Source organism: Sphingomonas sp. S2-65, from assembly GCF_021513175.1.
Classification (GTDB): Bacteria; Pseudomonadota; Alphaproteobacteria; order Sphingomonadales; family Sphingomonadaceae; genus Sphingomonas.
In genome coordinates, this window is record NZ_CP090953.1 from 2,430,368 (window position 1) to 2,449,368 (window position 19,001).

Sequence of the window (19,001 nt, forward strand, 5' to 3'; positions counted from 1 at the left end):
GCTCTCAGCGCTCGGCCTTGAGGGGCCGAGACAGCAATGCTTCGATGACCTGAGCCACTTCGGCGCCCTCCAGGAGGGCGTTCACGGCCTGGGTAACGGGCATATCGACGCCGGCTTCCGCCGCTGCCTCGCGCAGCACGGGGGCGGTGAAGGCGCCTTCCGCCACGGTGCGCCGATCCGCCAGCAGCTCGGCGGCACTGCGGCCCTGCCCTAGCCCCACCCCCAACGAGAAATTGCGCGAGCTGGTCGACGAACAGGTAAGGACCAGGTCGCCCAGCCCCGACAGCCCGGTCAGCGTCTCGGCTCGCGCGCCACGCGCCAGGCCGAAGCGCGTCATTTCGGCGAAGCCGCGCGCGATCAGGGCGGCACGGGCGTTCTGGCCAAGGCCGGCACCCTCCACCACGCCACAGGCGATGGCGAGGACGTTCTTCACTGCGCCGCCGATCTCTGCCCCCGCGACGTCGGTCGAGCCGTAGATGCGGAAGGCCGGCGCCGCGAGCCGGTCGGCAAGGCGCGTGCGAAGCGCGTCGTCCAGGCAGGCGAGCGTAACGGCAGTGGGCTGTCCGGCAGCGACTTCGTACGCGAAGGTCGGGCCGGACAGCACCGCGATCGGCGCATCGGGCGCCGCCGCCTGGGCAACGTCGCCGATTAGCCGGCGGGTGCCGGCCTCGATCCCCTTGGCGCAGAGCACCAGCGGGGTCGTGCCGATGGGTGCCTGCGCGAGCACCGCGCCGACATGCTGCGCAGGAGCAACGACGAGAATCGCGTCCGCATCCGCCAGATCGGCAAGGTCGCCGGTGGCGCGGATCGACGGCGCCAGCGGTACGTTCGCCAGGAAATGACTGTTCTCGTGCCGGGTGTTGATGCTTTCGACCACCTCCGGCTCGCGTGCCCATAACAGCACGGGCTGATCGTTGCGGGCGGCTACCTGCGCCAAGGCGGTACCCCAGGCGCCGCCGCCGATAACTGCGATCCTCATGCCTTCACTCCTGCGCCGCGCACCTTTTCGGCTCCCGGATCGAGCGGCCAGCGCGGTCGGGCGGGAACGTCGAGCGGATCGGTCAACCCGGCAGCGAGGCGCTCGGCGCCGGCCCAGGCGATCATCGCGGCATTGTCCGTACACAGCCAAAAAGGCGGCGCGACGAAGGGCAGATGATGTTCCTCGGCCAGCGACTCCAGCGCTGTGCGAACCGCGGTATTGGCGGCGACCCCCCCTGCAACGACGAGCGCTGAGGGGCGAACCTTGCCCAGCGCGATGCGAGTGCGGTCGATCAGGCAATCGACGACTGCCTGCTGGAACGATGCGGAGATGTCCTCCGCCGAATATTGACCGACGACTCGCGCCACGGCGCTCTTCAATCCGGCGAAGGAGAAATGCGGCTCGCCCGAACCGACCAATGGGCGGGGCAGCGGCACGGCCTTGGGATCGCCGCGCACCGCCGCCGCCTCGACGGCGGGGCCTCCCGGGAAGCCGAGTCCCAGGATCTTGGCGGTCTTGTCGAAGGCTTCCCCTGCGGCGTCATCGATGGTGGTGGCGAGCCGGCGATAGGCGCCGGCACCCTCTACCAGCAGCAGCTGGCAATGCCCGCCCGACACCAGCAGCAGCAGGTACGGAAACTGAAGATCGTGGTCGGTGAGCCGCGGCGACAAAGCGTGCCCTTCGAGATGGTTCACGGCGATGAGCGGCTTGCCACTGGCCAGCGCCAGCGCCTTGCCGGTGACAAGGCCGACCATTACGCCGCCGATCAGCCCGGGCCCCGCAGTCGCGGCAATCGCGTCGACTTGGTCGAGCGTCACGCCGGCCTCTTCCAGCGCAGCCTCGACCAGCGGGCCCAGCACTTCGACATGCGCGCGTGCGGCGATCTCGGGCACCACGCCGCCATAGGGGCGATGCGCGGCGTCCTGGCGCGCGAGTTTATGCGCGCGGATCGTGCCGTCGCTCTCCACCAATGCCGCGGCCGTCTCGTCGCAGCTCGATTCCAGTCCCAGGATCAGCGCCATTGCATCCATCTAAGCTGCCGGGGCATTAGCACAAGCCATGGCCAAGTTCCGTATCGGCACCCGCGGTTCACCGCTGGCACGCACTCAGGCGAAGATGGTTGCTGACTATCTTGTTGACGCTCAGGAAGTCGCGCGAGACGACTTGGAGATCGTTGAGATCCGCACGACGGGGGATCGGGTGCAGGACCGGGCGCTGGCGGAGATCGGCGGAAAGGCGTTGTGGACCAAGGAGTTGGACCGCGCGCTGCTGGCCGGCGACATCGACTGCGCAGTGCATTCGATGAAGGATGTCGAGACGATCCGGCCCGACATGATCAAGATCGCCGCGACTTTGCGGCGCGCGGACGTCCGCGACCGCCTGGTCGGCGCCGAATCAGTGGAAAATCTGCGTCAAAACGCCGTGATCGGCACCAGTTCTCCGCGCCGCGCCGCGCAATTGCGCAAGATGCGCCCCGATCTGGAGATCGTGCTGTTCCGCGGCAATGTCGAAACCCGGCTCGCCAAGCTGGCCGCGGGCGAGGTCGACGCGACTCTGCTGGCCGCCGCCGGACTGGAGCGGCTGGGGCGGCACGATGTCGGCACCGCGATCCCGATCAACGTGATGCTGCCCGCGCCGGCGCAAGGGATCATCGGCATCGAATGCCGCGCCGACGATTCGCATACCAACGCGGTGCTGCAGGCGATTGATGATCCCCAGACCCATGCCTGCGCCAATGCCGAGCGTGCGCTGCTCGCGGCGCTCAAGGCCGACTGCCATTCGCCGGTGGCCGCGCTGGCGACGCTGGAGGGCGGCATTTTGACGCTGCGGGCGGAGCTGCTGTCGGAGGACGGCGCGCATCATCTATATTCCCAGATCGAAGGCGCGCCGCTCGATCCCGAGCTGCCGCGCGCCGTCGCTCACGACCTGCTGGAGCGCGCGCCCCCCGAGATCCGGCGGCTGTTCCAGGCATGAACCGCCCTTTCGCGGTGCTGCGGCCCGAGCCCGGCAATCGGATCATGGCCGCGGCGGTGGAGGCACGCGGGCGGCGGGCCATCCGGCTTCCGCTGTTCCAGATCGCGCCGGTTGCATGGGACGCGCCGGCGCCCGACGCGTTCGATGCCCTGATCCTGACCAGCGCGAACGCAGTGCGCCAGGCCGGACGCGGGTTGGACGGGCTGCGCGGCCTGCCGGTATATGCCGTAGGCGCGTCCACCGCCGAATCCGCCGAACGTGCCGGCTTCCGAATCGCACAGATCGGACGGTCCGGCGCGGCGGAGCTGGTGCGCGCGGCCGAAGCGGCTGGCATCCGCCGGGCGCTGCACCTGGCCGGACGCGAGCGTACGCTGGAGCCCAGCGGCATCGTCGCGGACATCCGCACGGTCTACGCCAGCGAGGAATTGCCGGTGTCGGCGGAGGCCGCCGCGCGGCTGTCGGGATCGATCGCGCTGGTGCAGTCGGCGCGCGCGGGCGAACGGCTGGCCGACATCGTCGATGCGCACGCGATCGATCGCGCCACGATCGCCCTGGTTGCGATGAGCGAGGCGTGCGCGCGGTCTGCGGGCACCGGATGGAAGGTCGTGCACACCGCGCGCGAGCCCAGTCCCGAGGCGCTGCTCGACGTCGCCATCGCCCTGGCCGATTGACCGCGCTGTCTCGGGCGCGAATAAGGGCGCCCATGAGCGACGAGCCTTTCGCGCCGGAAGCGGCACGCACCACCTCCCCAGGGCGGAAGAGCCTGCTGATCGGCGGCCTTTCCTTTCTGAGCGGCATCGCCGCGACCGCCGGCATCCTGCACTTCACCGGGATCGAGCGCAGCCCGTTCCCGCAACCCACCCCGACAATGGCGCTGCCGGCCCAGCCAGTTGCGGTAAAAATGCCCGCAATACCAGCGGGCACTGACCTGGCCACCCTGAGCGCGCGCGAGCAGGCGCTGGCGGGGCGACTGGATCAGCTGGAAAACCGGCTGAGCGATGCCGGCGCCAGCGCGCGCACCGCATCCACTTATGCAACCCAGGCCGAACGGTTGATGATCGCGTTCTCGGTACGCCGCGCGATCGAGCGCGGCACGCCGCTGGGCGGGCTGGAGCAGCAATTGCGCCAGCGCTTCGGCGAGGGCCATGGCGATGCCGTCGCGTCGATCACGCGTGCGGCCGCGCAGCCGGTGACGATCGAGGATCTGCGGCTGGCGATGGACACGATCGCCCCCAAGCTGCTGGCCGGCCCGGACGACAGCGTGTGGGTCCGCGCCCGCCGTATCCTGGGCGACATGGTGGTGCTGCGCCCGGTAGGATCGCCCAGCCCGCGCAGCCCCGACCGGCTGCGCCGCGCCAAGCGCGACCTGGATGCCGGACGCGTCGAAGCGGCGCTGGCGGAAGTCGCGCACCTGCCCGGCGTCGCCAATGCCGAGAGCTGGGTGTCCGCGGCGCGCCGCTATGTCGAGGCGCGGCACGGTCTGGACGAAATCGAGCGGGCGGCCGTGCAGCTTCCCGCCACCCCGCCGCCGGTCGCGGCATCCCAGGCGGTGCCGCCCGACGCGATCTGAGGAACTGAGAATGGCAGAAATGGGCCGGTTCGACTGGCAGGATCCGTTCGCGCTGGAGGCGCAGCTGACCGACGAGGAGCGGATGGTGCAGGCCGCCGCGCGCGACTATGCGCAAGGCGAGTTGCTGCCCCGCGTGACCCGCGCCTTTCTGGACGAGAATTTCGACCGCGAGATCATGTCGGAAATGGGCCAGCTGGGGCTGCTCGGCGCGACGATTCCTGAAAGCTATGGCGGCGCCGGGCTCGGCTATGTCGCCTATGGCCTGGTGGCGCGCGAAGTCGAGCGGGTCGATTCCGGCTATCGATCGGCGATGAGCGTGCAAAGCTCGCTCGTGATGTATCCGATCCACGCTTATGGCACCGAGGAGCAGAAGCGGAAATATCTGCCGAAACTCGCCAGCGGCGAGTGGGTCGGATGCTTCGGGCTTACCGAGCCCGATGCGGGTTCCGATCCGGGCGGGATGCGCACCCGGGCCGAGAAGATCGACGGCGGATACCGGCTAACCGGCGCCAAGATGTGGATCACCAATTCGCCGATCGCCGACGTCATGGTGGTGTGGGCCAAGTCCGACGCGCATGACGGAGCGATCAAGGGCTTCGTGCTCGAGCGCGGGGCCGCCGGGCTGTCGACGCCCAAGATCGAAGGCAAATTGAGCCTGCGCGCGTCGGTGACCGGGGAGATCGTCATGGACGGGGTGGAGGTCGGCGAGGACGCGCTGCTGCCCAATGTCCAGGGACTGAAGGGGCCGTTCGGCTGCCTCAACCGCGCCCGCTATGGCATCGCCTGGGGGACGATGGGCGCTGCCGAGGCGTGCATGCATGCCGCACGGCAATATACGCTCGACCGCCACCAGTTCGGCCGGCCGCTGGCGGCCACGCAGCTGGTCCAGCTGAAGCTGGCCGACATGGAGACCGAGATCGCGCTGGGGCTGCAGGCGGCACTGCGCGCCGGGCGGATGTTCGACGACGGCAATCTGGCGCCCGAGGCGATCAGCATCATCAAGCGCAACAATTGCGGCAAGGCGCTGGCGATCGCCCGCGTCGCGCGCGACATGCATGGCGGCAATGGCATCTCGGCCGAGTTCCATGTGATGCGCCACGCGATCAACCTGGAGACGGTCAACACCTATGAAGGCACGCACGACGTGCACGGGTTGATCCTCGGTCGGGCGATCACGGGAATCGCGGCGTTCTGATGGATCGGCAGCCGGTCCTGGACGGCGAACTGGTCACCATCCGGCCGCTTCGTCCAGAGGATTGGGACGCGTTCCAAGCGGCAGGATCGGACCCGCTAATCTGGGAATTGCATCCGGTACCAGAGCGCTGGCAGCCTGCGAATTTCCGGCGCTTCTTCGAAGAAGCGCTGGCGTGCGGGGGCGGGCTGGCGATTATCGAACGGGCGAGCGGCAGGCTGATCGGGTCAAGCCGTTACGACGCCCACGATCCCGCGAATGACGAGGTCGAAATCGGCTGGACGTTTCTGGCGCGCGCTTTCTGGGGCGGCACCTATAATCGCGAGGTGAAGCGGTTGATGCTGGCGCATATCCACCGGTTCGTCGGCACCGCCGTCTTCCTGGTCGGCGCGCAGAATTTTCGATCCCGTCGGGCAATGGAGAAGATTGGCGGCACGCTGATCGAGGGGCGGCACCACCGTGGCAATGGCGACGTGTTCCCGGATCATGTGGTGTATGCGATCCGTCGGGGTGCCGCGTGAAGCCGCTGGAAGGTCTTCGCGTCGTCGAGCTTGCCCGCATCCTGGCGGGGCCGTGGTGCGGGCAATTGCTGGCCGACCTGGGCGCCGAGGTAGTGAAGGTGGAGCGTCCCGGCATGGGCGACGACACGCGGCATTGGGGGCCGCCCTTTCTGCGCGGCGCCGATGGCGAGAACCGCGATGCCGCGTATTTCCATGCGGCCAACCGCGGCAAGACCAGCCGCTTCCTCGACATCGCCACGCCCGAGGGGCAGGCGAAGGTGCGCGCGCTGATCGCCGGTACCGATGTCGTGATCGAGAATTACAAGGTCGGCGGGCTGGTGAAGTACGGGCTCGATCCCGCGACGCTGCGCGCGGCCGATCCGCGGCTGGTGGTGTGTTCGATCACCGGGTTCGGCCAGACCGGCCCCTATGCCGACCGCGCGGGATATGATTTCATCATCCAGGGGATGGGCGGGTTCATGTCGCTGACCGGCGAGCCCGATGGGGCTCCGCAAAAGGCGGGGGTGGCGTATGCCGACATCTTTACCGGAGTATATTCGGCGGTGGCGATCCTGGCGGCGCTTCGGCGGCGTGACGTCACCGGTGAAGGCGCGCACATCGACATGGCGCTGCTCGACACCCAGGTGGGAGTGCTAGCCAACCAGGCGCTCAACTGGATGGCGAGTGGCGCCGTGCCGCACCGGATGGGCAACGGCCACCCCAATCTGGTGCCGTACCAGGCATTCGAGACGAAGGACGGGGCGTTGATCGTGGCGGTGGGCAATGACGCGCAGTTCGCGCGGCTGTGCGCGGTGCTCGGGCTCGATTTAGCGCAGGATGCGCGGTTCGCGACCAATCCGGGGCGCGTGACGCACCGCGCGGCGCTAATTCCCGTGCTGGAGGCGGCGATCGGCGCGTGGAACAAGGCGGCATTGTACGAGGCGCTGGAGCGCGTGGGCGTGCCCGCCGGCCCGATCAACCGGATGGATGACGTGTTTGCCGATGCGCAGGTCGCCGCGCGGGGGATGCGGATCGAGCGGGACGGGCTGCCGGGCGTGGCGAGCCCGATCGTGATCGACGGCGAACGGATGGTGGCGGATCTCGCCAGCCCGGGACGGGGGATTGGGCATGAAGCGGGGGAGTGATGCCCGGTGCTTCGGCATCGCCTGGGTGGCGGGCTGGGCAGTGGCGGTGTTCCTGCCGAGCGGGCTGATCGCGTGGGACCGGCTTCCCGCCGGCGGGTTCGCGCTGCGGCGGCTGGCGGCGGATAGCTGGCATGTCGCCGACGCGATGGCGCCCGGGGCCAAGCTGATGCTGGGCGGGTTGCTGCTGGCCTTGTTCCTGCTTGCCGACCGGCTGGGGCCCGGCGAGAGGATGGCGGGCGTGCTTGGCGCGATCGCCGGGCTGACGGCGATGCTGCTCACGCTGCTGCTGATCCCGGCGGAGTGGTCGCGCGGGTTCGGGACCGGGCTGACCGGCGAGCGGCTGCCTATGGGGTTGTTGCCGTTTTATCTTGGCGGGGCTGCGGTTGCGGGAGTGGTCCGCGCCCTGTCTGCTGCGCGGTGCCGGGCGGCGCTGGGCAGAGGCTAGTCGTCTCTCTCGCCACCTCGGGCTCGCGTTCCCTGCAGGAGAAGAAGCGGGATCCCGGCTCGAGGCCGGGATGACGGGGGTGCTTAGCCCAAGCGGCGGATCAGTTCCTGGGCGGCGGCGGGGGCGCGGACTTTGCCGCCGTGGATGAAGAAGATGAACGTCTCGCGGGGCTCCGCCTTGGGCGCGTCCTCGGTAACATAGGGCAGCCCGTCGGGGCGGCCGCCCGCGGCCCAGACACGCGCGGCTTCGAGCCAGCGTGGAAAGTCGCTTTCGGGATAGCAGAGCGGATTGTCGTCCTCGCCCGCCTCCAGCCGCGCATAGACGAAGTCGCCGGTGATATCGGCGAGCGCGGGATATTGCGGCGAGTCGGCATAGACGATGGCGACGCCGGCCTCACGGCACATCGCGACGAATTCGGGAACGTGGAAGCTGTCGTGGCGGACCTGCACCGCGTGGCGAAGGTGCATGCCGTCCTGAGTGCGGGGCAGCAGCGCCAGGAAGGCGCGGAAATCGTCGGCGTCGAACTTCTTGGTGGCCATGAACTGCCACAGGATCGGGCCGAGCTTGTCGCCGAGCTCGGTCAGCCCCTGCCCGACGAAGCGCTGGACCGATTCGCCGGCCTCGGCCAGCAGCTTGCGGTTGGTGACGAAGCGCGAGCCCTTTACCGCGTAGACGAAGCCCTCGGGAGCGGTGGCGGCCCAGCCGGCGAAGGTCGCGGGCTTGAAGCTGGAATAATAAGTCCCGTTGATTTCGATCGCGGTCAGCTGTCGGCTGGCATATTCCAGTTCGCGCTTATGGGTGAGCCCTTCGGGATAGAAGGTCCCGCGCCACGGCTCGAAGGTCCAGCCGCCGATGCCTATTCTGATGCTGCCGTTCGTCATGCTGGCAGCATAGCGCGCGATCAGCGTACGCGCGACCAGGTCTGCGACTTGCAGACGAGGCCGGCGATGAGGCAGCCGCGCCCGGTCATCCGGTCGCCCTCGAGCGTGATCCGCCCGCTGAAATCCTGGCCGAGGTCGGGGACATGGACCTTGCCGCGCCACACATTCGCGCCATCGGCATGGAAATCGCGAAAGATCCGAGTGCCGACCAGCGGCGTGCTGGATCCCCGCGCGGCATCGGCGATCGCCTTGTCGCTCGCCCAGACCACCGTTCCGCACAATTGCACGCCGCAGGATTCGAAACGGACATGGACGCTGTCGCGCGGGTTGCGCCAGATGGTGCCGGCGAGCGCGACGGGCTCGGCCTGGAGCGGCGAGACGAGCGACAGGAAGAAGGGGAGCAGGGCGATCATGACGCCTGCTTGGCTTGCGCAAGGCGGGGGATCAACCCCCTGATGTGCGGAAGAACCGCTGGAGCGGGCGAAGGGATTCGAACCCTCGACCCCGACCTTGGCAAGGTCGTGCTCTACCCCTGAGCTACGCCCGCTCTGGCGTTCTGCCCGGCGCCGAAGCGCTTGGGCTGGGTGAGGCGCGTCCACTAGCGGCGGGTTTCGGGGTGCGCAACCCCCTTTTCGCCAGTTTCGGAAAAAGCTTGGCGCACGCGCCGCGAACGCCCACATAGCGGCGCAACGAGATTTGCCCTGTAGGAGTGACCATTGGCCACGCTTGGTATGAGCCCCGCCGAGAAGGAAGCTGTCGACGCCTTCCGCCGCGACATCGTCGAACCGTCGATGACCAGCCTGGTCGTCATCGATTTCTGGGCGGAATGGTGCGGCCCGTGCAAGGCGCTGACGCCGGTGCTGGAAAAGGTGACCGCGGACTATGCGGCCAAGGGCGTGAAGCTGGCCAAGGTCGATGTCGACAAGAACCAGTTCATCGCCGCGCAATTCCAGGTGCGCTCGATCCCGACCGTGTACGCGATGTTCCAGGGCCAGCTCGTTGCCGACCTGACCAGCGCGCGCACCGAATCGCAGCTGCGCACGATGCTGGACCAGATCCTGCGCCAGCTGCCGGTGGCGAGCGAGGAAGCGCAGGCGGAGGCCGAGCTGGAGCCGCTGATCGCGATGGGCGAGCAGGTGCTGGCCGATGGCGACCCTGAGCGCGCGCTGTCGGTGTTCGAGCAGATCGAGGCGATGGCGCCGGGTCACCCGGTGGTCGCCGCCGGCCGCGTGCGGGCGCTGATCGCGCTGGGGCGGGCCGAGGAAGCGCAGGCGGCACTCGACGCGCTGCCCGAAGAGACGGCCAAGGCGCCTGAGCTGGCCGGAGCCCGGGCGGCGCTGAGCCTGGCGCTGGAAGCGACGCCGGTCGACGATCTGGGTGAGGTGCGCGCGCGTGCGGCTACCGGCGACATGGATGCGCGGTACGAACTCGCCGGCGCACTGATGGCGAACGACCGCGAAGGCGCCGCCGAGACGCTGCTGGACATGATCCGCGACGACAAGGCGTGGAACGAAGGCGCCGCGCGCCAGCGGCTGCTGACGCTGTTCGAGGCGGTCGGGCTGGAGGATCCCTGGGTCTCGGCCCAGCGGCGCAAGCTGTCGGCGATCCTGTTCGGATGACGGTGACGCGCCTATCGGTGTTCCCGCTGGCAGGCGCGCTGCTGTTCCCGCGGGCGCATCTTCCCCTCCACGTGTTCGAGCCGCGCTACCGGGCGATGGTGTCCGACGCGCTGGCGCGGGACCGCCGTATCGGCATGATCCAGCCGCGCGGCGGGGGCGACAAGCCGCCGCTGTTCGCGATGGGCTGTGTCGGGCGCATCGCCGAGGTGGAGGCGCTGCCCGATGGCCGTTTCGACATCGTGCTGGAAGGCCTGGCGCGCTTCACGCTGGTGCGCGAGCTCGATGTGAGCACGCCGTTCCGCCAGATCGAGGCCGAGCTGGAGCCGCTTGGCGAGAGCGAGACTCTGTCGCTGGGCGAGCGTGCGTCGATCGAGATGGAGGCGCGGCGCTTCGCCGATGGCCTGGGCTACGCAGTCGATTGGGAAGCGGTGACCCGCCTGGACGACGAATCGCTGGTGAACGGCATCGCCCAGATCGCACCGTTCGACGCGGCGTCGAAGCAGGCGCTGCTGCAGGCCGATTCGCTGGGCGAGCGCGCCGAGCTGGCGGTGCAGCTGATGCAGTTCTTCGGGCGGCACGGCGAGGACGGAGCGACGCTGCAATGAGCCTGGACCCGTGGCTGGTGGAGCGGCTGGTGTGCCCGGCGACGCGAACGAAGCTGCGCTATGACGAGGCGGCGCAGGAGCTGGTGTCGGATGAGGCCGGTGTCGCGTATCCGGTGCGCGATGGCGTGCCGGTGTTGCTGGTAGAGGCTGCGCGGCGAATCGATTGAGGGTAGTGCGCGATCGATAACGACACGCTTGGGGCACTCCCCTCCATCACCTCCTGCGGTCCCCCTCCCCGGTCCGGGGAGGGTTTTAAGCGCTCAGTCCCTGAAGCAATTTGGGCACGTCGCCGCTTTCGCCGCGGGCTTCGGCCATGAACCAGTTCTTGAGCATCGGCAGCTTGTCGACGGCAGACAGGCCGAAGCGGCGGACGCTGGCCGCGGTCTTGCCGGGGATACCGAACAGGCGCGTGAGGCCATCGGTGGCGGCGGCGACCATGAAGGTGTCGAGGCCGCGCCAGCGCTGGTAGCGGGCCAGCAGCTGGGGGTCGCCCAGGTCCATGCCGAGCCGCTTGCCGTCGACCAGCACCTCGACCAGCGTGGCGACGTCACGGAAGCCGACATTGACTCCCTGGCCGGCGATCGGATGGATGCCGTGCGCGGCGTCACCCACCAGCGCAAGACGATCAGCGGTGATCCAGGCGGCGTGGTGGAAGCCAAGCGGGTAGCTCGAGCGTGCCGACAAATTGCTGAGCGGCCCCAGGAACCCTCCCATGCGCTTCTCGAGCTCGGCGAGGTAGCCGCGCTGGCTGATCTTCATCAGCCCGGCGGCTTCGTCGGCCTTTACCGTCCACACCACCGCCGAGCGGTGCCCATCGGCATTGTCGGGAAGCGGCAGGATGGCGAAGGGGCCGTCGGGATAGAAGATCTCGAAGGCGATGTTTTCGTGGCTGCGCGCATGGTTCATCGTCGCGATCATCGCGGCATGGTCATAGGTCCAGCGCGCGGTCTTGAGCCCGGCGGCCTCGCGCGTCGGCGAGTTGCGGCCTTCGGCGGCGATCAGCAGCTGGGCACGCACGGTGGCGCCCGAATCGAGCAAGGCGGTGACGCCGAACTCGCCCCGCTCCACCGACACGGTCCGCGTCTTCATCCGCAGATCGGCGAGCGATGCGGCCTGGGCGGCTTCGAACAGGGCAGTGCGCAGGATGCGGTTCTCGAACATGGTGCCGACCGCGCCTTCGCCATCGCCGGGCGCGAAGTCGAGCTTGCCGGGCTCCAGTCCGTCGCTGACGCGGATCCCCTGGATCGGACAACCCTTGCCGGCCAGCCGGTCAGCCACGCCGATCGCTTCGAACATGCGCATCGGCGCGCTGGCGATCGCCGAGGCGCGGCCGTCGAAAGCCGCCTGGAGGATGAGTTCGGGGTCGGCCGGATCGACGACGATCGAGGAGATGCCATGGGCGTCGAGCGCGACGGCAAGCGCGCTCCCCACCAAGCCGCCGCCGAGGATGAGAATGTCCGCGCTGTCCATGCCCTGCCCCTACCCCTGTTCGCCGGTGCAGGCCAGCGGTACAAAACAGGGCCATAGTTGACGAGCGACTCCCTTTGAGCGATCATCCCGGCACACCTGACAATCTGGAGGCTGGGCGATGGCGACCCGGGCACAACCGTCGCTGTTGCGCGACACGATGAAGGCTGGCGCACTGCGCAGCACCGCGCTGATCGGCGGCACGATCCTGTTCCTGGCAACGGTGGCGTTGCTGGTCGCGATGCTGAGCTATCATGCGCAGGATCCGTCGATGAACACCGCCTCCGGCGGCCCGGCGCGCAACCTGATGGGCGGCAGCGGTGCCTGGATCTCCGACCTGCTATATGCCTTGCTGGGATTGCCGGTGCTGCTGGTGATCCCGGTCGGCTTCATCGTCACCAATCGGCTGTGGCTCGATCGCCCGGTAGGCGCCTGGACGCAGATGCTGCGCGGGGCGGCGCTGAGCGCGTGCCTGGTCGCGGCGGGATTGACCTTGCTCCACATCGACTGGTCGCTGGCGATCGATTGGCGGCTGCCCGGGGGCATGGGCGGCATCGTAGGGCTGGCGGTGGCCGGCCTGGTCGATTGGCTGATCGGGCTGGGCGGCAACCCGGCCGTGTCGTTCTGGGCCGGGCGGGTCCTCGGCGCGGCTGCGACGCTGTTCGGGCTGTTCTTCTGGTGGCGGACGCTGGACTTCACGTTGCCCGATCGGGTGATGCGCTTCCCGAGCCTGACCGGGCCGGCCAAGCAGCGGCTGTTGCGCGGTCCCGAGCCGCGGCTGGGCAGCGAGGACGTCGCCGAGCTGCCTTCGGCCAATGCGCTGTTCGAGGCCGGCGAGCCGAGCGCGCCGCGCAAGGTGGTGGTGCCGGATAACCGTCCGGCGCCGGTGATCGCCGAGCGCGGCACCTCCCCTGCCCCGGCCAAGGCGCGGATGGCGCCCGAGCAGACCAGCCTGGACTTCAAGGACAGCTATACGCTGCCCGCGCTCGACCTGTTGAAGCCGGGGCCCGCCAACCAGCACGCGACGATCGACAAGGCGGCGCTGGAGCGCAATGCCCGGCTGCTGGAAAGCGTGCTCGACGATTTCAACGTAAAGGGCCAGGTGGTCGAGGTTCGCCCCGGCCCGGTCGTGACGATGTACGAGTTCGAGCCGGTCAGCGGGATCAAGGCGAGCCGAGTCATCCAGCTGGCCGACGATATCGCCCGCAACATGAGCGCGATCTCCGCGCGCGTCGCCACCATCCCGGGCCGCACCGTGATCGGCATCGAGCTGCCGAACGTAAAGCGCGAGGGAGTGAACCTCCACGAGCTGATCGGCAGCCAGAGTTTCGAGGATCAGGGCGCCAACCTGCCGCTGGTGCTGGGCAAGAACATCGCCGGCGAGCCGGTGATCGCCGACCTGGCGCCGATGCCGCATCTGCTGGTCGCGGGTACCACCGGTTCGGGCAAGTCGGTGGGCCTCAACTGCATGATCCTGTCGCTGCTGTACCGGCTGACGCCCGACCAGTGCCGGATGATCATGATCGATCCCAAGATGCTGGAACTCAGCATGTACAAGGACATCCCGCATCTGCTGGCCGACGTCGTCACCGACCCGCCCAAGGCGGTGCGTGCGCTGAAATGGGCAGTCGAGCAGATGGAGGATCGCTATCGGATGATGGCGAGCGTCAATGTCCGCAGCCTGGCCAGCTTCAACGACAAGGTGCGGCTGGCCAAGGCCAAGGGTCAGCAGCTCGGGCGCAAGGTCCAGACCGGCTATGATCCCGACACCGGACGGCCGATCTATGAGGAAGAGACGCTCGACCTGCAGCCGCTGCCGCTGATCGTGGTGATCGTCGACGAGCTGGCCGACCTGATGATGACGGCGGGCAAGGAAGTCGAATTCCTGATCCAGCGGCTGGCGCAGAAGGCGCGCGCGGCGGGCATCCACTTGATCATGGCGACGCAGCGCCCCTCGGTCGACGTCATCACCGGCGTGATCAAGGCCAATTTGCCGACGCGGATCAGCTTCCACGTCACGTCGAAGATCGATTCGCGCACGATCCTGGGCGAGCAGGGCGCCGAGCAGCTGCTGGGCCGCGGCGACATGCTGTACATGGCCGGCGGCAAGCAGATCCTGCGCGTCCACGGGCCGTTCGTCAGCGATGACGAAGTGCAGGCGGTTTCGGACTTCTGGCGCTCGCAGGGGACGCCGGATTATATTTCCGCGGTCACCGAGGAGCCGGAGGATGGCGGCTTTGCGCTGGAGGGCGGGCCGCAAGGCGACGATACGCCCGAGGAGCAGCTGTACCGCCGCGCCTGCCAGCTGGTGGCGGAGAGCCAGAAGGCATCGACCTCATGGCTCCAGCGCCAGCTGCGCGTGGGCTACAACTCGGCCGCACGGTTGATCGAACGGATGGAAAAGGACGGGCTGGTGTCGCGCCCGGACCATGTCGGCCGCCGCGAAGTGCTGATGGACACCGACGGGCGACCGCTGAACTGAACCGGATCGTTTGGCGGCCAAACGGGTTCAGGGGACATTCAAGCCGCGCCCTGTAGGGGTGTCATCCAGCTTTGGAGATTTCAATCGTGTTTGCACGGCCCCTTGCCTTCACTCTGCTCGCTGCCCCGGCGCTGATCGCGGCCGCGCCTGTGGGCGAACTTGCCCAGGTGCAGCAGCATCTGCAGGGGCTGAGCAGCATGACCGCGACCTTTGCGCAGACCGACCGCACCGGGCGGACGGTGGGCGGTACGCTGACGCTGAAGCAGCCGGGCAAGATCCGCTTCCAATATGAAAAGGGCGTGCCGCAGCTGATCGTCGCGGACGGGCGCAGCCTGTATTTCATCGACTATCAGGTACGCCAGGTCGACCGCTGGCCGATCGGCAGCTCGCCGCTGGGCGTGCTGCTCAACCCGAAAAAGGATATGTCGAAGTTCGCCAAGGTGCTGCCGACAGGCGATCCGCGCGTCGTGTCGGTTGAGGTGCAGGACCGCGCGCATCCCGAATATGGCCGCATCACGTTGATCTTCCAGAAGAACGCATCGGGCCCTTCGGGGTTGATGCTGCAGGGCTGGGTGGCATTGGATTCGCAGGGCAACCGGACGACGATCCGTCTGTCCAACGTGCGCTTCAACGTGCCGGTGTCGGACGGGACGTTCCGCTGGAACGACCCGCGGCAACGAAATCGCTGATTCCTGAACATTGTTCATGCTGGCGACAGGTTCGCGGGCCTAGAAGCATCGGGCGGATGTGGGACGGTACTCGGGATTTTCCCCCTGTTGCTCGAGGTCGAACCATTTCCCGCCTGCGTGACGAACGCTAGGTCGGCCCTCGCTCCATTGCCCCCGGAGCGGGGGCCTTTCCTTTTTGGAGCGCTGCGCTTGGCGGTGGGCTGGAACCACCCGCCAAAAGCGCTACATCGCCTGCGTGAAGATCGCTTCCTGGAACATCAACTCGGTCCGCTTCCGGATCGGCATCGTCGAACAATTCCTGCGCGACGAGTCGCCGGACGTCCTGTGCCTGCAGGAAACCAAGGTGATCGACGGCGACTTTCCCGAGGAAGCATTCCGCGCGCTCGGCTATGACCACATCATCAAACACGGCCAGCGCATGCACCACGGCGTGGCGATCATCGCGCGGGTGCCGATGGTCGAGGACGACCGGCTCGACTGGCAGGCGAACCAGGAAGCGCGGCATGTCGGCGTCGCGCTGCCGAACGGCGTGCGGCTGGAGAATGTCTACGTCCCCGCCGGCGGTGACATTCCGAACCGCGAGGTGAACCCCAAGTTCGGCCAGAAGCTCGATTTCATCCAGCGCATGACAGAGTGGTCGGCGAGCCTCGACACCCCGACGATCCTGGTCGGCGACTTCAATATTGCGCCGCTGGAATGCGACGTGTGGAGCCACAAGCAGCTGCTCGATGTCGTCAGCCACACGCCGATCGAAGTTGAGGCGCTGGGGCGGCTGCAGGCGACGCATGACTGGGTCGATCTGGGCCGACGCTTCATCCCCGCGCCCGAGCGCTGCTTCACCTGGTGGAGCTACCGTTCCAAGGACCGCAACGCGAACGACCGCGGGCGGCGGCTGGATCATATGTGGGCGAGCCCCGGCATTGCGGACCAGGCGGTGGCGCACAAGGTGTGCGAGCCGTGCCGCGACTGGCTCAAGCCATCCGACCACGTACCGCTCATCACCGAGTTCGCCTTTTGAGCGCGCGCGCGGCTGCCCAGGCCGTGGACGCGCTGCGGCGCGGCTGGCCGATCGCAATCCGTGGAGGCGACGGCACGCTGCGGCTGCTGGCGATCGAAACCGCCGATGCCGAGCGGTTGAAGGCGTTCGATCCCGAGGAGCGCGCGCCGGTGCTGCTGTCGGCGGGGCGTGCGGCAACGCTGAAGCTCGCCAACCAACGCGACGCGGCGACGCCCGAAGGGCCGGTGCTGGTCGAGCGGGTGCCGTGGCTGGACTTCGACACCGGGACCGCGCTCGCCGACCCGCAGCTCGATCTGGCGACTCCGCTCAAGGGGCCGTTCCGCGCGATCCCGATCGAAGCGGGCGATGCGGCTGTGGCGGCGCTGCGGCTGGCGCGGGTCGCGGGGCTGTTGCCTGCCTTCTTCGTGCTGGAGGAAGACGATGCCGACGCGATCACGCCTGCCGACATCGACGCGCATGAGGATGCCGACCGGCTGCGCATCGTCGGGCGGGCGCGGCTGCCGGTGGAAGGCGCCGAGGATAGCGAGATCGTCGCCTTCCGCACCGACGAGATGCCGGGCGAGCATGTCGCGCTGGTGATCGGGCAGCCGGACGGCACGCCGCCGCTGGTGCGGCTGCATAGCGAATGCCTGACCGGGGACGTGCTCGGCAGCCTGAAATGCGATTGCGGGCCGCAGCTGCGCGCCGCGATCGCCGCGATCGAAGCGAGCGGCTGGGGGATCCTGCTGTATCTGCGCCAAGAAGGGCGCGGGATCGGGCTGATCAACAAGCTGCGCGCCTATGCGCTGCAGGACCAGGGGTTCGATACCGTTGACGCCAATACCCGACTGGGGTTCGCGGTAGATGCGCGCAACTTCGCGATCGCCGGACGGATGCTGGCGCTGATGGGACAGACGACGGTGCGGCTGCTGACCAACAATCCGGACAAGGTGGCGGCGCTCAAAGCCTCGGGCATCATCGTTAGCGAGCGGGTGGCGCACAAGCTGCCGCCCAATCCGCACAATGAACGGTATCTCGCGACGAAGCGTGACCGCACCGGGCACCAGTTATGATCTGAACTAGAAGATCAGCTTCCGGACGTCGTCGAAGCTGGCGGCGATGTCGTGGACGCCGAGCGCGCGCAGGCGGCCGGCATGGTCGGGGGCACAGTGGCTGGCGACGCACATGCCGATGACGTGTGCGCCCGATGCGACCGCGCCGGTGACGCCGACCTGCGAATCCTCAAGGATCACGCAGCGCGTGATGTCCGCGCCGAGCGCCCTGGCGGCGTGGAGGTAGATGTCGGGCGCCGGCTTGCCGCGCTCGACATGCTCGTGGCCGCTGAAGATCTTGTCGCCGAATATGGGGCGCACCCCGAGGTGATCGAGATGGCGGGTGATCCAGGTGGTGCTGCTCGACGACGCGATGGCGCGCGGCAGGTCGGCGGGCAGATCGAGCAGGAAGCGGATCGCGCCGGCGACCTCGGGCAGCCCCTCGTCCAGCACGCGGCGATCCTCGGCGCGGCGGGCTTCGTGGAAGCTGTCGGGAAGGGGGCGGCCGATCCACTGCTCGACCGCGCCCAGGAACGCGGTACCCGACAGGCCCATGAAATTGGCCATCGACTGTTCGGGCGTGGTCGGGTGGCCGATGCTGCTCAGATAGTCGGCGATCTGGCGATTGCCGGCGGCCTCGCTTTCCAGCAGCACGCCGTCAAAGTCGAAGATAATGGCGTCGAACTTCACGCGCGCGCTCCGAACAGGGCCGATCCGATGCGGACATGGGTGGCGCCGATCGTCACCGCGGTGGCGAAGTCGCTGGACATGCCCATGCTGAGGCCAGGCACCCCATGGTCGCGCGCCATCTTGGCGAGCAACGCGAAATAGGGTGCGGGTTCGGTCGCCAGCGGCGGCACGCACATAAGCCCGGCCACGGGCAGGTCGGCCGCGCGCGCCTGTTCGATCAGCTTGGGCAGATCGGCGACCAGGCAGCCCCCCTTTTGCGGCTCGTCGCCGATATTGACCTGGAGGAAGCAGGCGGGACGCCGGTGCTGCTTGTCCATCGCCCTGGCGAGCGCGGTGACCAGCGAATCGCGGTCGACCGAGTGGATCGCGTCGAACAAGGCGACGGCTTCCTCGGCCTTGTTCGATTGAAGCTGCCCCACCAGGTGCAGCTCGATCCCGGAGGTTTCCGCGCGGAGCGCCGGCCATTTCACCTCCGCTTCCTGCACGCGGTTCTCGCCAAAGACGCGCTGGCCCGCGGCGATCAGCGGACGGATGGCGTCGGCATCGTGTGTCTTGGAGACTGCGATCAGCGTGACCGCGTCGGCCTTGCGATCGGCGATGTGGGCGGCGCGGGCGATTTCGTCGCGCACCTGTTCGAGGCGCTGGCTGGCGTCGTCTGTTGGCATGCGCCGCGCTATAGGCAGGTGGATGCGCGCCCGCCACCCCTCCCCGCCC

The 19,001-nt window shown here is 68.3% G+C and carries 21 protein-coding genes and 1 tRNA gene; 14 read left to right on the forward strand and 8 right to left on the reverse strand.

Going from position 1 to position 19,001, the window contains the following annotated elements:
* Window positions 1-4: 4 nt before the first annotated feature.
* Both LZ586_RS11355 and tsaD read right to left on the reverse strand, forming a co-directional pair.
* Window positions 5-979, reverse strand: a complete 975-nt coding sequence (locus LZ586_RS11355) for an NAD(P)H-dependent glycerol-3-phosphate dehydrogenase (protein ID WP_235076412.1) — start codon at window positions 977-979, stop codon at window positions 5-7.
* Window positions 976-2,001, reverse strand: a complete 1,026-nt coding sequence (gene tsaD, locus LZ586_RS11360; protein WP_235079785.1) for a tRNA (adenosine(37)-N6)-threonylcarbamoyltransferase complex transferase subunit TsaD — start codon at window positions 1,999-2,001, stop codon at window positions 976-978. The genes LZ586_RS11355 and tsaD overlap by 4 nt, the downstream gene beginning before the upstream one ends.
* 37 nt (window positions 2,002-2,038) lie before the next feature.
* Here tsaD and hemC point away from each other — a divergent pair, with 37 nt between their 5' ends.
* The 7 genes from hemC to LZ586_RS11395 are packed head-to-tail and all read left to right on the forward strand — an operon-like array spanning window position 2,039 to window position 7,805.
* Complete coding sequence (hemC, locus tag LZ586_RS11365; RefSeq protein ID WP_235076413.1) at window positions 2,039-2,953, forward strand: hydroxymethylbilane synthase; 915 nt, start codon at window positions 2,039-2,041, stop codon at window positions 2,951-2,953.
* Window positions 2,950-3,624, forward strand: a complete 675-nt coding sequence (locus tag LZ586_RS11370) for a uroporphyrinogen-III synthase (protein ID WP_235076414.1) — start codon at window positions 2,950-2,952, stop codon at window positions 3,622-3,624. Before hemC ends, LZ586_RS11370 begins: the two co-directional genes overlap by 4 nt.
* 32 nt (window positions 3,625-3,656) lie before the next feature.
* A complete protein-coding gene (locus LZ586_RS11375; RefSeq protein WP_235076415.1) occupies window positions 3,657-4,523 on the forward strand; it encodes a COG4223 family protein in 867 nt (288 codons plus the stop codon).
* A gap of 10 nt (window positions 4,524-4,533) precedes the next feature.
* Complete coding sequence (locus tag LZ586_RS11380) at window positions 4,534-5,718, forward strand: acyl-CoA dehydrogenase (RefSeq protein WP_235076416.1); 1,185 nt, start codon at window positions 4,534-4,536, stop codon at window positions 5,716-5,718.
* Window positions 5,718-6,236, forward strand: coding sequence for a GNAT family N-acetyltransferase (locus LZ586_RS11385; RefSeq protein WP_235076417.1), 519 nt, complete (start codon window positions 5,718-5,720; stop codon window positions 6,234-6,236). The genes LZ586_RS11380 and LZ586_RS11385 overlap by 1 nt, the downstream gene beginning before the upstream one ends.
* A complete protein-coding gene (locus LZ586_RS11390; protein ID WP_235076418.1) occupies window positions 6,233-7,360 on the forward strand; it encodes a CaiB/BaiF CoA transferase family protein in 1,128 nt (375 codons plus the stop codon). Before LZ586_RS11385 ends, LZ586_RS11390 begins: the two co-directional genes overlap by 4 nt.
* Window positions 7,344-7,805, forward strand: coding sequence for a hypothetical protein (locus LZ586_RS11395; RefSeq protein ID WP_235076419.1), 462 nt, complete (start codon window positions 7,344-7,346; stop codon window positions 7,803-7,805). The genes LZ586_RS11390 and LZ586_RS11395 overlap by 17 nt, the downstream gene beginning before the upstream one ends.
* A gap of 83 nt (window positions 7,806-7,888) precedes the next feature.
* Here LZ586_RS11395 and LZ586_RS11400 read toward each other — a convergent pair whose 3' ends face one another.
* From LZ586_RS11400 to LZ586_RS11410, 3 genes are all read right to left on the reverse strand, one after another.
* Complete coding sequence (locus LZ586_RS11400; protein ID WP_235076420.1) at window positions 7,889-8,686, reverse strand: DUF72 domain-containing protein; 798 nt, start codon at window positions 8,684-8,686, stop codon at window positions 7,889-7,891.
* Between the two features lie 20 nt (window positions 8,687-8,706).
* Window positions 8,707-9,099 carry a DUF2147 domain-containing protein gene (locus tag LZ586_RS11405; RefSeq protein ID WP_235076421.1) on the reverse strand — a complete coding sequence of 131 codons (393 nt, stop codon included), beginning with the start codon at window positions 9,097-9,099 and terminating at the stop codon, window positions 8,707-8,709.
* A 59-nt stretch (window positions 9,100-9,158) separates the two neighbouring features.
* Window positions 9,159-9,233, reverse strand: a tRNA-Gly gene (locus LZ586_RS11410).
* Between the two features lie 184 nt (window positions 9,234-9,417).
* Here LZ586_RS11410 and LZ586_RS11415 point away from each other — a divergent pair.
* The 3 genes from LZ586_RS11415 to LZ586_RS11425 are packed head-to-tail and all read left to right on the forward strand — an operon-like array spanning window position 9,418 to window position 11,077.
* The gene (locus LZ586_RS11415) at window positions 9,418-10,305 is read left to right on the forward strand and encodes a tetratricopeptide repeat protein (RefSeq protein WP_235079786.1); all 888 of its coding nucleotides are present in this window, start codon (window positions 9,418-9,420) and stop codon (window positions 10,303-10,305) included.
* Complete coding sequence (locus tag LZ586_RS11420) at window positions 10,302-10,910, forward strand: LON peptidase substrate-binding domain-containing protein (RefSeq protein ID WP_235076422.1); 609 nt, start codon at window positions 10,302-10,304, stop codon at window positions 10,908-10,910. Before LZ586_RS11415 ends, LZ586_RS11420 begins: the two co-directional genes overlap by 4 nt.
* Window positions 10,907-11,077 (forward strand): Trm112 family protein, encoded by a 171-nt coding sequence (locus tag LZ586_RS11425; protein ID WP_235076423.1) that lies wholly within the window; start codon window positions 10,907-10,909, stop codon window positions 11,075-11,077. The genes LZ586_RS11420 and LZ586_RS11425 overlap by 4 nt, the downstream gene beginning before the upstream one ends.
* Window positions 11,078-11,162: 85 nt before the next feature.
* On the opposite strand, the gene LZ586_RS11430 is transcribed toward LZ586_RS11425, so the two are convergent.
* The gene (locus tag LZ586_RS11430) at window positions 11,163-12,380 is read right to left on the reverse strand and encodes a UbiH/UbiF/VisC/COQ6 family ubiquinone biosynthesis hydroxylase (RefSeq protein WP_235076424.1); all 1,218 of its coding nucleotides are present in this window, start codon (window positions 12,378-12,380) and stop codon (window positions 11,163-11,165) included.
* A gap of 118 nt (window positions 12,381-12,498) precedes the next feature.
* Here LZ586_RS11430 and LZ586_RS11435 point away from each other — a divergent pair, with 118 nt between their 5' ends.
* From LZ586_RS11435 to ribA, 4 genes are all read left to right on the forward strand, one after another.
* Window positions 12,499-14,859, forward strand: a complete 2,361-nt coding sequence (locus tag LZ586_RS11435; protein WP_235076425.1) for a DNA translocase FtsK — start codon at window positions 12,499-12,501, stop codon at window positions 14,857-14,859.
* An 86-nt stretch (window positions 14,860-14,945) separates the two neighbouring features.
* On the forward strand, window positions 14,946-15,548 hold the full coding sequence (locus tag LZ586_RS11440) for a LolA family protein (protein WP_235076426.1): 603 nt from the start codon (window positions 14,946-14,948) through the stop codon (window positions 15,546-15,548).
* Window positions 15,549-15,783: 235 nt separating this feature from the next.
* On the forward strand, window positions 15,784-16,566 hold the full coding sequence (locus LZ586_RS11445; RefSeq protein WP_235076427.1) for an exodeoxyribonuclease III: 783 nt from the start codon (window positions 15,784-15,786) through the stop codon (window positions 16,564-16,566).
* Window positions 16,563-17,618, forward strand: a complete 1,056-nt coding sequence (ribA, locus tag LZ586_RS11450; protein WP_235076428.1) for a GTP cyclohydrolase II — start codon at window positions 16,563-16,565, stop codon at window positions 17,616-17,618. Before LZ586_RS11445 ends, ribA begins: the two co-directional genes overlap by 4 nt.
* Window positions 17,619-17,624: 6 nt before the next feature.
* Here the strand turns inward: ribA and LZ586_RS11455 are convergent, their stop codons facing one another.
* Window positions 17,625-18,287: an HAD family hydrolase gene (locus tag LZ586_RS11455; RefSeq protein ID WP_235076429.1), complete on the reverse strand. Its 663-nt coding sequence runs from the start codon at window positions 18,285-18,287 to the stop codon at window positions 17,625-17,627.
* Window positions 18,284-18,952, reverse strand: coding sequence for a YggS family pyridoxal phosphate-dependent enzyme (locus LZ586_RS11460; RefSeq protein WP_235076430.1), 669 nt, complete (start codon window positions 18,950-18,952; stop codon window positions 18,284-18,286). Before LZ586_RS11460 ends, LZ586_RS11455 begins: the two co-directional genes overlap by 4 nt.
* Window positions 18,953-19,001 lie beyond the last annotated feature (49 nt).